This is a genomic window from Paenibacillus sp. MMO-177 (genome assembly GCF_037147795.1).
In the GTDB taxonomy this organism is placed as follows: Bacteria; Bacillota; Bacilli; order Paenibacillales; family Paenibacillaceae; genus Pristimantibacillus.
Genome location: NZ_JBBCUR010000008.1, coordinates 169527 through 183044 on the forward strand (window position 1 = coordinate 169527; position 13518 = coordinate 183044).

Annotated in this window: 9 protein-coding genes; 2 read left to right on the forward strand and 7 right to left on the reverse strand. The window is 51.9% G+C overall.

Annotated features, from left to right (window positions below; genetic code table 11):
• The first annotated feature begins 13 nt into the window (after positions 1-13).
• Both WFK81_RS23540 and WFK81_RS23545 read left to right on the forward strand, forming a co-directional pair.
• Entirely contained in the window at positions 14-796 is a 783-nt protein-coding gene (locus WFK81_RS23540; RefSeq protein ID WP_336788962.1) for a hypothetical protein, read from the forward strand.
• Complete coding sequence (locus WFK81_RS23545) at positions 756-2927, forward strand: S-layer homology domain-containing protein (RefSeq protein WP_336788964.1); 2172 nt, start codon at positions 756-758, stop codon at positions 2925-2927. Before WFK81_RS23540 ends, WFK81_RS23545 begins: the two co-directional genes overlap by 41 nt.
• A gap of 55 nt (positions 2928-2982) precedes the next feature.
• Here WFK81_RS23545 and WFK81_RS23550 read toward each other — a convergent pair whose 3' ends face one another.
• From WFK81_RS23550 to WFK81_RS23580, 7 genes are all read right to left on the reverse strand, one after another.
• Positions 2983-5256 (reverse strand): glycoside hydrolase family 3 protein, encoded by a 2274-nt coding sequence (locus tag WFK81_RS23550; RefSeq protein ID WP_336788966.1) that lies wholly within the window; start codon positions 5254-5256, stop codon positions 2983-2985.
• A gap of 13 nt (positions 5257-5269) precedes the next feature.
• Entirely contained in the window at positions 5270-6823 is a 1554-nt protein-coding gene (locus tag WFK81_RS23555) for an ABC transporter substrate-binding protein (RefSeq protein ID WP_336788968.1), read from the reverse strand.
• Positions 6824-6941: 118 nt separating this feature from the next.
• Entirely contained in the window at positions 6942-7832 is an 891-nt protein-coding gene (locus tag WFK81_RS23560; RefSeq protein WP_336788970.1) for a carbohydrate ABC transporter permease, read from the reverse strand.
• A gap of 15 nt (positions 7833-7847) precedes the next feature.
• The gene (locus WFK81_RS23565) at positions 7848-8789 is read right to left on the reverse strand and encodes an ABC transporter permease (RefSeq protein ID WP_336789002.1); all 942 of its coding nucleotides are present in this window, start codon (positions 8787-8789) and stop codon (positions 7848-7850) included.
• Positions 8790-8957: 168 nt separating this feature from the next.
• Complete coding sequence (locus WFK81_RS23570; RefSeq protein WP_336788971.1) at positions 8958-10541, reverse strand: response regulator transcription factor; 1584 nt, start codon at positions 10539-10541, stop codon at positions 8958-8960.
• Between the two features lie 5 nt (positions 10542-10546).
• On the reverse strand, positions 10547-12295 hold the full coding sequence (locus WFK81_RS23575; protein ID WP_336788973.1) for a sensor histidine kinase: 1749 nt from the start codon (positions 12293-12295) through the stop codon (positions 10547-10549).
• A 104-nt stretch (positions 12296-12399) separates the two neighbouring features.
• Positions 12400-13500, reverse strand: coding sequence for a Gfo/Idh/MocA family protein (locus WFK81_RS23580; RefSeq protein WP_336788975.1), 1101 nt, complete (start codon positions 13498-13500; stop codon positions 12400-12402).
• Positions 13501-13518: the final 18 nt, after the last annotated feature.

The window sequence follows — 13518 nt, forward strand, 5'->3', positions numbered from 1 at the left end:
GTGTAATAACGTTTTGAAATTCAACAAACAAGCTCGAATCGTATTCCCTATGGTTCTCTCGGTAAGTATCCTGTCTACAGGTCTTATTGCACCCATTCCTAAAGCAGCGGCCGCCGATACGGGTGCCACGCAAGCGCAAGGCCAGTGGCTGACCGGCGAATTCCACGCCCATACCATTGAATCCGACGATGCCCAAAGCTCGCTCGAATCGGTGCTTGATCACGGCCTGACAACCTACGGCCTCGATTTTATCATGCTGGCTGATCATTTGCGCTCCTCTAAAAGAGACGATACCGGCGCCGATATTCCCGGCGGTCCGATTCCGTTATCGAAAGGGCTGCTCCAATATCAGGTTCCAAAAATAAAAGCTTTGCAGGATGCAGGCAAATATGCCGGCAAGACGATATTTTCCGGCTTCGAATGGGATATTCCTTCGCATGAACACGGCTCCGTTGGCATTCTCACGGATGAACCGGGCTCCGAAGCGGCGCTGAAAGCCGCGAATCAATTCGAATACCTGTTCACGAACCGCGATGCAGCCTGGTTTAACCCTGCCGATGTTCTGCAGTGGGAGGCCGCGGATGACCGGGCCTACAGTACGCATACGGATAGCCTGACCGCAATTAATTGGCTGAAACGCAACTACCCGGAGACCAGCTACATGATCGTCAACCACCCTTCACGCGGCGTAGGCAAATACAAGATTTCGGACTTCCGCGACTGCCGCTCCGGACATCGCGTTTGGCTTCGAGGGCATGCTCGGCAATCAAATGGAGCCGGACCGCGGCGGCTATAACTCGGCGTACGATCCCGCTAATCCAACGGCTAACAATAACTATAAGAACCGTTCCTACGGCGGTGTCGATTACATGGTAGCGAAGGTTGGAGGAGTCTGGGACTCCCTGCTTGGCGAAGGCCGCAAATTCTGGAATTTCGCGAATTCGGACTACCATTTCAAAACCATCGATACCAACTCTAGCGGCTACTGGCCGGGCGAATACGCTAAAAACTATATATGGAGCGAAGGAAAATCCACGCAGGATATTCTGAACGGCATGCGCTCGGGCAAATCGTTCTCCGTCTTTGGCGACCTGATTAACGCCTTGGACTTCCGCCTTGCGGACGGCGGCGCAAACGCAGAAATGGGCGAAACCCTGCAGGCAACCGAAGGGGATAAGCTTACGCTGACGATTAAGTTCAAAAGCCCCGAGACGAATAACTACGAGAATCCGGTCAACAGCGGACAGTCCGGCAGCATGAAGCCGGCAGTTGATCATATCGACCTGATTGCAGGCGATGTGACCGGCCCGGCGGAGAAAGGAACTCCGGCCTACGACAAGGATACGAATGATTCCACCCGAGTCGTTGCCACTTTCACCAGCGAGGACTGGACAACGGACGCAAACGGCTACAACGTCATCACTTACGACCTGCCGAAAGCAAGCAAGGATCAGTATTTCCGTCTGAGAGGCACAAATCTTGGAATGAACGTGCCGGGCGAGACGTTGGACGGCAATCCGCTGATCGATCCAAAAACAACAACCGCCGATGCTACAGCCCGATTCAACGAGATTAACAACCGTAACTATCAGGATCTGTGGTTCTATTCGAATCCAATCTTCGTGGATACGACCGCGTACAGCGATGAACAATCGGTTAAGGATACGCTCGACAAGCTGACGCTTGGCAATACGGATGCGGTTACCGGGAATATCACCCTCCCTTCCGTAGGAGAGCATGGCGCAGCCATTGCCTGGGAAGAAACGGCTGACCAAGCAAACGCAGTCGCCATAGAAAATGGCATCGCCAAAGTGAGCCGTCCTGCCGCGGGTCAGCCTGACGCGTCGGTTACGCTCAAAGCGACCGCTTCGCGCGGCTATTCGTCAGATTCCAAAACCTTTGCCATTACGATTAAAGCGATGCCTTCGACTTCGACTCCGGGAGGCGGCGGAAATCCTTCACCGGGCAACACGCCGGCAACATCCGTTTCCGTTAACATTGATCCGGCCAAAGGCGCGGAAGGCAGCTTGAAAGACGTGATCTCCTTCAAGATACCGGCTGGGGCCGTATCTGCAAGCGGAACAATCGGCGCGCAGGTTCTCTCCTCGGAGCAGCAGCCGCCGCTTGGTCAATTGAAGGCGGTGAGCCCAATCATAGAGATGATAAGCAATGCCGGTACAACGTTTGGCAAGCCGGTTGAATTGACCTTTAACTACGCGATGAATGCGGCTGCACCAAATAGCCAGCCCGCAGTGTACTACTATAACGAAAAGCTGAAGAAGTGGATTTTCCTCGGCGGCCAAGCTAACGGAACGACCATTACGGTCGACGTTAAGCATTTCACGAAATTCGGCGTATTCGGCTACGTGCCTCAAACCTTCCCGGATCTTAACGCATCGTGGTCCAAGCCTTACGCCGACCGCTTGATCGGCATGAAAGTGATCACCGGTTATGAAGACGGAACGTTTCGTCCGGACCAGCCGGTCACGCGCGCAGAATGGGTAAAGCTGCTGGTAGACTCGCTTAGTATGCCTGCCGCATCCGGTTCAACCCGCTTCGCCGATGACAGCCTGATTCCGTCTTGGGCCAAAGCGCAAGTGAAAGCGGCTGCCGATGCCGGCTATGTGACCGGCTTCGATACGAAAGACGGCTCCGTCTTTAACGCCTCGCAGCGGATCACGCGCGCGGAAATCGCGGTAATCGCCGCTCGCGTTCTGAAGGCTGGCGGCATCGCTCCGTCCGGCGCCGGCAAGGCCTTCAACGATGCAAAGGCTATCCCGGCCTGGGCTTTAGATGCCATAAGTCAAACGACAGCCGCTGGTATCGTGAGCGGTTATCCGGACGGCAGCTTCCGTCCGGATGATACCCTGACACGCGCCGAAGCGGTGAAAGTCGCTTATGCCTTGCTTGATGCTCTAAATATTTAACAAAAAAACTCCCTTCCGGCCGCGATATAGCAGCTTGAAGGGAGTTTTCTGGCTCTTATGAGCGCTTTCTAACGTACTTCCGGGTACGGTCGTCTTCGATGACGCCTTGCCAGTTCATGCCGAAGCCAAAATCATACGCATGCTGCTCGGCATCGACATGGCACACCATATCATGAGGCACATCCTCGAACTGCTCTTCTACCGTCCTCATATTCGCCGGCAGCTGTAGCGGCAGTAAGCCAGACGGCTCCGCTTGACCGGACAGCAGCTCCAGCATCGCCTTGTCGCTGGAACCGAAGTGAACAAGAATCGCATCGGCGGAACTCTCGAACTCTTCCATTACGGTTGGATTGACGAGGAACAACGTGACGATAACCGGCTTTTCTCCCATCCTGCGCTTCGTTTCCAGCACAAGATCCAGATCGGACTCGTTATGCGTCGTTACGGATTTCCCTTTGTACGAACGGTTTAGCACATCCCGTTCCCTGGCATCCCCAGCTAGACTTGTTTCGCGCGCGTGTTCCGCCGTATACGGCCGGTATTGCAGGCTGATCGGCACGTAGCCGTTGCCGCCGGCAGCCGCATCCTCCCCGCTGTAACCCAATCCCGCTCTCGCTCCGCGAATCGCCACGATGGCAACATCCGCATCGGCCGGATCCTCAACGATTTCGAAATGTTCTTCGGCGAGCGCAAGATCGATCGGAGATTCATTGCGTTCAGGAATCGTGAACCCGACGAAATGCTTCTCCGGCGCCGTATATCGGCTTGGGATATACACGCGGCTGCGGGGCTTAAGCGGCAGCACCTGATCTTTATTTTTCACCATGACTACCGATTTGAGCTGCGCTTCGTGGCCTGCGCTAACGAAAGGCTCGCTTGCGACAAGCTTCTCGCTTTGCTCCGCGTCGAGGTAAGGATTCTCGAACAGGCCAACGCGGAAAATATTCTTCAGCAGGCGTACCGCCGACTTCTCGAAGCGCTCCCGCATATACTCCTCTCCATGTTCATGAGCGCCCATCCGGTAGGCTTCCAGTACGGGCAGCGAGTCGTTATTGCCGCCGAACTGGTCGACGCCGGCCATAAGAAGCTTGTAATGGCGTTCAGCGACGGAAAGTCCTTCTACGCCCCACGATTTTCCTCCAAACATGGATTCGATAGCTGCACCCTCGTCGGCCGTAATGTTCCAGTCCGTGCAGACAACGCCGTCATAGCCGTATTTCTCGCGAAGCAGGTCGGTAATGAGATACTTATTGTACGAATTGCCTACGTTCTCGCCATATACGTCATCCCGTCCGTGTGAAATCGTATAATAAGGCATTACAGCGGATGCTTCGCCGGTCTTGCCCTCCAGCTTAAAGGCTCCGTTCACAAACGGCTCGAGATGCTCCTCAAAGTTATTGCCAGGATAGACGGCATATTTGCCAAATCCGAAATGCGCATCCCTTCCGCCTTCTCCCGAACCGCCGCCAGGCCAATGCTTCACCATCGCATTGACGCTGCCCGAACCCCAGCCGTCTGCCGTCTCGGCATCCGATGTCTGGAACCCGTCCACGTAGGCCCTTGCCATATCCGTCGACAGAAGAGGATCCTCGCCAAACGTGCCGCTGAACCGGAACCAGCGCGGATCCGTCGCAATATCGATTTGCGGCGACAATGCCGTCGTGATGCCAAGCGCGCGATACTCCCGGGAAGCAACTTCCCCGAACTGCCTGACGACGCTAGGGTCGAAGGTTGAGGCGAGCCCCAGCGTCTCCGGCCATTTCGAGATGCGGCTTCCCGCTCCGCCGGTAAACTCCGCGCCCATATCGATGCCGTGACGGGGATCCGAGCTGATGTTTACCGGGATACCCAAGCTTTCGGCTTCCGCAAACGCCTGCATCTGGTTGCTCCATAGCGCACCATCACGATTGCTGCTAATCGCCATGACGAGAACATGCCGTACGGAATCCTGCGCGAGAAAGGCTGCCTGCTGGTCGCTAAGCGTCCATGCCTTTACACCCGCTTCCTCGAATGGCTTGCCGCCGTAGGTTCCCGTAAAAAATCCGCCGCTTGGAGAAGGCACGTTCTGATGGCTGCTGTACAGCATAAGTCCGGCAATCTGCTCAATCGTCATCCTGGAGGCAAGATCCCGCGCCCGTTCTTCGGCAGGCAGCCTCCAATCCTCGTACGGATGCAATTGTCCGTCCTTGCTTAAATCCTTAAACTTAAGACCGTCCTGTTCGATGATCGTTACGCCGGAAGCCGGACAATACCCCAGCGTTGGACCGCCTTCATTGGTTACATACTGAATATTTGCCTGTTCAAGCGTTGCAGCGATCGGGTTCTTCATTCGGGTGGACCTCCTAGCCGTTTGATGCAGCCCATGCATCCAGCTGCTTTTGCTTTTCCGCGATAATTTTATCGATACCCGCTGCTTTTAACTGATCGATAAACTTCGGCAGCTGGGTCTCCGGATCAACCGTTCCCGTTTCAAGAGCGACCTTGTATTGATTCGTAACGTTGGTTACCGCTGCGATTTCCGATTTCACGGCATCGGCATTAAAGATAAAGCCCATTGCTTTTGATTTCGTAGCGTTCTTGTTGAAATCCATTAACTGATTCCACAGATCTGGGCTGTCTCCATTCCAGATATAGGAAAGCGACTGATTGCCGAACATCCATCCGAGTTGAAGATTGTAACCCGAATTCGTAGCGTCTACACCCTGCGGGAAATCGATTATGTTATCCGATACTTTCGTGTAATGCTTCCCTTCAATCCCGTAGTCAAACAGATTGATGAGATCCTTGTCCGTATACAGCAGATTAAGCAGCATCATAGCCCGCGAAGGATCTGCGGAGTTTCTTGCTACACTCCACATAATGGAGGTGATATCACTCGTCGTTGAAACCGCCGGTTTGAAGTGTATCGATACCATCTCTCTAGCCGTATTTCTGGATTCCTGCGTTTCAATACCCGGCTTCATATGGGAAATGAACGAGAATGCTTTACCCGCTTTCACCATGTTGTATTGCGTTTCCGTGCTTGTCGCCGCATCCTTCGCAATGTAGCCGGCCAAATACCATCTTCTTACCGTATTCAGCATTTCTTTATATTCCGGCGCTTCGTACATGTCAACAAGCTTCAAGTTATTGTCATGACCGGGAAGGACGCCGAACCCGTCGCTTAAGGTGTCAAACTCGCTTCGCACGTAAATGTCGATAATCGACTGGCCGTATTTTACCGTTGGAACAACGCCAGGTTCATTGTCCTTAATCGTTTTGAAAATCGCATCCAAATCGTCAAGCGATTTAATCGAAGTCGTATCGATGTTATATTTGTCTACCAAATCCTTGCGCATTGTTATGCCGAAATCCGCCGCCAAATCCCTGATGCTCGGAACGGCATAAATTTTGCCGTCGATCTTCGTTGCGTTCAGGAAGCCCGGATCAAGGTTGTCCAGCGCTTCCTTAATGCCATGGCCTTCATTCTCCAAGTAATCGTTAAGCTCCAGGAACTGGCCTTTCGCTACATCCTGGCTGTAGGTTCCGAGGCCGCTCAGGATCAAGTCTACTTGCTCTTTGCCCGACATCATTAACGTTCTTTGCTGTGTCCATGCCCCCCAGCCGATCGGAACAAGCTTAACCGTTGCGTTGATTTTCTCTTTCGTAATTTTGTTGATCTCGTCGGAGACAAGCTGCAAATCCTTAGGCTCCCCCGCGGCCGGAAAAACCATGACCAGCTTCACCGGCTTCAGCGCTTCCTTTCCGCCTCCATTCGAGCTGCTTGCTTCCGTGCCTGAACCGCCGTCAGCTGTGCCGCCGTTTCCGCCGTTGTTGCCTCCGCCGCTGCAGGCGCCGAGTGCCGTAACGGACAATGTTAGTGCTAAAGCCAAACTTACGGAACGCATCTTTTTCATCCCATTGACCTCCCAAAAATATTCATCTGTAAGCGATTACATGGATTAGGATAACGGAAACCGATGAACCGGGCTTTCATATTTCCGTCCGGCTGCTTTCAAATTTCAGGGCGAGCCGTTATCCTTTTACGGCTCCGACCGTCAGGCCTTTCGCAAAATATTTCTGGAAGAACGGATAAGCAACAAGCAGCGGAACAACTCCGATCACCGCCATTGCCATCCGCATCGAGGCGAGCGGTATTCTGGCCGACAGACTGCTGGCCTGATTGCCTGATTGCGTTGAAGATTGCAGGTATTGAATATCCAGCAGGATCCGGTTAAGCAGGTTCTGCAAGCTGTAATACTTGCTGTCCGTTAAATAAATGAGGCCGTTAAACCAGTCGTTCCAGTACAGAATGACATAGAACAGGCCAACCGTAGCCAGCACCGGAGTCGAGAGCGGCAGCACAATCCGGTAGAAGATTTTCCATTCCTTCGCCCCGTCGATATAGGCCGATTCGATAATCGCCGTTGGGATGGAGGTCGCAAAAAAGGTGCGCATCAGAATAATGAAAAAGCCGTTCATCAGCAAACCGGGGATAATCAAGGCAAGAAGCGTATTTTTAAAATCAAAGTAGTTCGTGTACAGCAGGTACGTAGGCACAAGCCCTCCGTTAAACAGCATGGTGAAAAAGACGTAAAACGCGAGAGAATTGCGGAATGGCATCTCTATTCGCGAGAGCGGGTACGCCACCATGGCGGTAAGCGACAAGCCGGCTGCCGTGCCAATTACCGTCGTAAGAATCGTAATGCCGTAAGCTCTAGCAATCTCGGAAGACGTATTCCATAAATATTGATAGGCCGAGAAGCTGATTTTATCCGGGAAAAAAGCATAACCGCTGCGGACAAGCTCCATATCGTCGGTCAAGGAGGAAGAAAACAGCAGCCAAATCGGCATCAGGCAGAACAGCGTAAAGACAAGCATGACGAGGTTGAGGAGCCATTGATAAACTCTAGCAGATGATTGCATGAAAACTTCCCCTTTCTAGAACAAAGCGTTGTCCTTGTTGAATTTGCGCACGACCGCATTGGAAACGATGACGAGGATAAAGCCAACCAGAGCCTGATAGAGACCGGCAGCCGACGACATTCCGATATCCCCCAGGTTAATCAAAGCGCGGTATACGTACGTATCGATTGTATTGGTTACCGGCATAAGCGAGCCCGTATTCAGCGGTACCTGATAGAACAAGCCGAAGTCGGAATAGAAGATCCGGCCGATGGCCAGCAGCGTCATGATCGTGATGACCGGCAGTACAAGCGGGAAGGTGATTCTAACGACTTGCTGCCATCTATTCGCTCCGTCGATCGTAGCCGCTTCGTAGTATTCCTGGTCAATGCCGATGATTGCCGCCAAATAGATAATGCACAAATTGCCGACGCCCTTCCATACGTTAACGATGGTCAGAATCCAAGGCCAATACTTCGTCTCGGAGTACCAGGAGATCGGCTCCATGCCGAGCATGGGAAGCAGGGTTTTGTTCATAAAGCCGTTCTCGACATCCAGGAAGCCAAGCACCAAGTAGCCCACGATAACCATGGAGATCAGATACGGCAGCAAAATAAGCGTCTGATACGTTCTGGATAAAAAGCGCTTGCGGATCTCGTTAAGCATAATGGCGAGAGCAAACGCGATCGTCGTGTTCAGCAGGATAAACACAATGTTGTACAGCAGCGTATTCCTTGTGATGACATAAGCGTCTTTCGTCTTGAACAGATATTCGAAGTTTTTAAATCCGATCCAATCGCTTCCCAATATTCCTTTTGCAAAGTTGATGTCTTTGAAGGCGATCACGATGCCAAACATCGGCAAATAGTTGTTAATGAACAGATACAGCAGACCTGGCAGCGCCATCAGAATGAGGGCCCGGTATTTCATAATCCTCTTCAGCTTCACTGCGAAAGCCGAACGCTTCTTTGTCCGCATCGAGACCTGCTCCACGGCAGCAATTGACGTTTTAGTATTGGCATTCACGGACTTGACCACCTCTTTTTAGGATGATTGTTCTTCATAGCTTCATAGTAGCCTAAGGAATGCTGCCCGGGCTTCCAAGAATCCGTCATCCTGTTTTCGAGTTTCCGACATGAGGCAAGTCTACTTGCAGACCTTGATTGCCGGCTGCTTCACCCTCCGATACTCCTGGGGCGTCATCAATACTTCCTTCTTGAACAGCGTGGAGAAATAAGAGAAATTGCAGAACCCTACCGCAAGGGCAACGTTGCTGATGGTCGTATCCGATTTGGCCAGCAGCTCTTTGGCAAGCTTGATCCGCTCGGTCAAAATATAATCGGATACGGATAAGCCCGTCTCCTTCTTGAACAGCTTCACGATATAATCCGGGCTTAGCCCGACATAATCGGCAATATATTGCCTCGACAGCTCCTGATCGAGATTCAGGGCAATATATCGTTTGATCTTCTCGATAATCGTCTCGCTCGCATCAACCTTGTTTATATGATCAAGAGTCGCCTCAAGCATCCCTTTCACCCAATTCTGCAAATCGTTTACGCTTCGGGTAGCGGTGAGCGCCCGCGCAGGCGTCAAATAGTCCGGGAAGATCTCATCCGCGCGCATTCCGTGCTGCTGCAGCGCATAAAACATCATCTGCAAAAAGTTTTGATAGAAGCGCTGAAGTCCCTTCACGCCTAGGTTATCGATCCGCTTCCAAGCATCCAGATAACGCTGCGCCTCATCGATGACCTGCTTCATTTTCCCTTGCTTGATGAGCTCCGACCAAACGGGGATGGGAGGCAAAGGAATCTGGTGGCATTCGTCCTTGATTTGACCGTCATAGAAGATAACGCGGTCCACGATATTGACCTGGCTTTTCTTAAAAGCCATCAATTGCTCGATCATATTCCGCACTTCATGCACCGGTACGGGCTTCCCGAAATAACAGGAAAGATGGCAGCCCAAATATTCATTGCAGCCTTTAATAAAAGCGATGCAGCGGCTATGAATTTCATTTCGGAAGCGTTCATTGTCCTCCGGCTTTTCCGAGGGGAAAACAATCATGAAATACTCCGGACTGATTCGGACGATTTGGGCATAGGGAGAGCGCAGCACGACAATCTCCTCCATGGCGTTGCGAAGCGCGTATTCCATTAGCTGCGCATCGCGGATGGACAACGGCTTCTCCCAATGCGAGATTGGAATCAAGACAGGCAGAAATTCCATCGATCCGGTATAAGGCAGCTTCTGCTTACGGATAACCTCCATCATTTTATCCCTGCTCGAGGGGATCGCCTGATTCAGCACATCCTGCCAGAACCTCTCCGCCTCTCTGCCGGCCGCTTCCCTCTCATCCCTGATTTTCTTGATCAGCCTCGACATGACAAGCTTCAATTCGTCCGGGGGCACGGGCTTTAATAAATACTCAAAACTGCCAAGCTGCAGCGCTTTTTTGGCATACCCAAAATCGGCATGGCACGTAATAAAAACACATTCCGTCTGCGGATAATGCTCTTTCACCCATTCGTAAAGCTCAAGTCCGTTCCCCTGCGGCATCTCAATATCGCAAATCATAATATCAAAGGGCTGCTCCATGAATTTCTCCTTGGCCTGCCTCGCATTGCTCGCTATCGTGACGGAGGTAACCCTGACGCTATTCCAATTCATGCTTGCTTTAATGCCATTCGCAATGATCGCTTCATCATCCACAATCAATAACCGGTACATAGCGTTTACCCCGTTTCTTTGTACAGTGGCAAAATCATATCGATAACGGCTCCCCGATCGTTCGAGAACGTGATTTCCGCCTCCGAACGATACAGAAGACGCAATCTGCGCCGGACATTCCAGATTCCGATATGCTCTCCGCCCTCATTCGTCAGATTCATTCCTTCTCTCAGCTTGCTTAAGGTTTCCTCGGAAAAGCCGCAGCCCGTGTCCCGGATCCGGATATGCAGCTTCTCTGCCTCCGTCTCTCCGGTTGTCCCGATTGCTATATCAATATGGGTCGGCTCATCCGTATTTACCGCATGTTTGATGGTATTCTCGGCAAAGCTCTGGATAATCAAAGGCGGAATAACGCAATTCTGCAATCCATCCTCGGCAGTAACGGTGTACGAAAGGCTGCCCGGGAACCGGAAACCCTGAATCTTCAGGTAATGCTCGGTCAGACTAAGCTCATCCCGCAGCAGCGCGTAATCGGTCTGGCTGCGAAACATTAACCGGAAGTAACGAATAAGCGACAGAGAAAGCTCCTGAATCAAGTCGTACTTTTTTTCCTGGGCCATATAGTAGACGACATTCAGGCTGTTCAAGAAGAAATGCGGGTTGATTTGCAGCTGAAGCTGTTTAAGCTCCGCGCGCTGGCTGTTCAATTGCTCTTCGTAAACGTCGATCTTTAATTGCTGGAGCTCACCCACCATGCTGTTGAAGGTTTTATTCATCAGCTCGAATTCATTGGAGGTTGGCCGGTCGGGTATTCTCGCCTCCAGGTAGCCTTCCTTGATTTTGCGCATCGCGGTAACAATCCGGCGAATGGGCAGCAGCACCACTCTGCGAAGGAAGTAGATCGAGGCAAGCAGGATTAGAATGGAGCCCGTAGCCATGAACCAAATAACCCGCTGCAAGTAAGGCAGCCGCTCCAGAATCGTATGATCGGGAACCACTGCCGCCAGACTGAAATCCCCGATGCTTGAATTTTTTCCAATGACCAGATATTGCTGTTTGTTGCCGGTAAGACGGTAGTCGTCCGACCGAAAGGCCAGATCGATCCCATGCCCATTAATGAAGGCCTTGTCCTGTACGGCAGCATGGTTCCCATCCACGAGCAGCGCCCTTCCCTCGTCTCCCAGATCAAGAAGATCAAGCGGGCCCATGACCTCGGAAGCGTTCACTCCGGCCCCGATATACAAGCCGCCGATTTTTTGAATGTGGAGAAGATAATCCTGCTGCTGCATAGGAAGTACAGCCCAACGATCGTAAGAAACGTTGGCGTTCTTCGAAGCCTGGGTTCCGCGCACGAGCCCGATAATCGCCTTTTGGATCGGCTCATTATTCGAATCGGCAGACCCCCCTACCTTAGGCGCGAACAGCAAATCATCGTTTACGGGCGAATAAACGAAAAAGTAATCGAGCCCTTTATAATAAATCGTGTTGTCTCTCAATTTGCTGAACAGCCAAATCCGCTCGAGATTGTACCGGTCCGCATCCGATTTGGAGGAGTTCTCGAGATGAATTAATCCGGATTCCTCGGCGGCGAATTTAAGCAGGAACTGGTCGATATCGTCCAGCTTATTGTCGATGATCCCCATATACAGATTGAGCATATTGCTATTTGACTGCGCAACCTGATTGCGGACAACATCCATCGAATAGAAATTGTTATAGATCAGAAAAGAAACCATCGGAGCAATAATAAGGAAGATTCCGGCTATAAGCTTAATGTGCAGCGAATTAAACACGGTCCGGTCGAATGGTTTCAAGCGGCATCCATCCCCTTGCGCCTCTGAAGTATAAGCATGTAATCCCTAGCAAAAAACAAAGGAACCTTCCCGTGTAATGGAAGGTTCCAGGAACGGGAGGTTGATTAGAACTCTACAACTTTTCCTGTTTCAGCCGATTTATAAATCGCTTCTAAGATTTGCGTCACCACGTAAGCCTGTTCGGGCTTCACAAGCGGTTCCGTGTCATTCAGAATGCACTCCAGCCATTGTCTAGCTTCCTTCACGCCATCCTCTTCGGCTCCGGGGCCGAAATAGGCGATGCCCCCGCTGACGGACGGCTTTGTTTCCACCAGCTGCCCATGCTTCACGCTGTTGAAGATGACATCCGACTTGCCCATGACAGAGCTTGCTCTCATCTCAGCTCCGCCCTCCGTACCGCAAAGCGTTGTCATCGCTTCTCTCGAATCCGTTGTATTTAACGCCCAGGCCGACTCCAAGAAAATGGTGGCGCCGTTCTCCATCTTAATAAAGCCGAACGCCGAATCCTCGACCTTATAGCTTTCCGGGTCCCAAGGACCAAGCATATTGCCTTCGTATTTATCCGCCATCTTATGGAACACGGAGCCGGATACGGATACGGGCTTATAGTTGTCCATGAACCATAACGCCAAATCCAGCGCATGAGTGCCTAAATCGATCAATGGCCCGCCGCCCTGCTGCTCCTTGTCTAGAAATACGCCCCACGTCGGAACCCCGCGTCTGCGGACGGCATGCGCTTTGGCCACATAGATATCGCCAAGCTCGCCTTCGCGGCAAGCCTTATAAAGCGCCTGGGAGTCGTTGCGGAACCGGTTCTGATAACCGATCGTCAGCTTCTTGCCCGTTCGCTTCGCGGCATCGACCATTTTCTTCGCCTCGATGGAATTAATCGCCATCGGCTTCTCGCACATCACATGTTTGCCGGCTTCAAGAGCATCCACGCTAATATAGGAGTGCTGCAGGTTAGGCGTGAGCACATGCACAACATCGATGGAGTTATCCTTCAGCAGCTCTTTGTAGTCGGTATAAACCTTGGCGTCCTCCCCGCCAAAGTCCTTGGCTGCTTTTTGCGCACGCTCTTCCACGATATCGCAGAACGCGACCATTTCTCCCAAATGCGGCAGCTTGGCCAGCGACGGCATATGTTTTTGAACGGCGATACCGCCGCAGCCGATAATGCCGATTCTTAATTTTTGGTTTGTCATCTCGCATCCACCTCCTGT

Excerpts from the sequence above, each read along its gene's own strand:
- WFK81_RS23545 (WP_336788964.1), top strand. The coding sequence starts at position 756 with ATGCTCGGCAATCAAATGGAGCCGGACCGCGGCGGCTATAACTCGGCG.
- WFK81_RS23550 (WP_336788966.1), bottom strand. The coding sequence starts at position 5,256 with ATGAAGAACCCGATCGCTGCAACGCTTGAACAGGCAAATATTCAGTAT.
- WFK81_RS23555 (WP_336788968.1), bottom strand. The coding sequence starts at position 6,823 with ATGAAAAAGATGCGTTCCGTAAGTTTGGCTTTAGCACTAACATTGTCC.
- WFK81_RS23560 (WP_336788970.1), bottom strand. The coding sequence starts at position 7,832 with ATGCAATCATCTGCTAGAGTTTATCAATGGCTCCTCAACCTCGTCATG.
- WFK81_RS23565 (WP_336789002.1), bottom strand. The coding sequence starts at position 8,789 with ATGCGGACAAAGAAGCGTTCGGCTTTCGCAGTGAAGCTGAAGAGGATT.
- WFK81_RS23570 (WP_336788971.1), bottom strand. The coding sequence starts at position 10,541 with ATGTACCGGTTATTGATTGTGGATGATGAAGCGATCATTGCGAATGGC.
- WFK81_RS23580 (WP_336788975.1), bottom strand. The coding sequence starts at position 13,500 with ATGACAAACCAAAAATTAAGAATCGGCATTATCGGCTGCGGCGGTATC.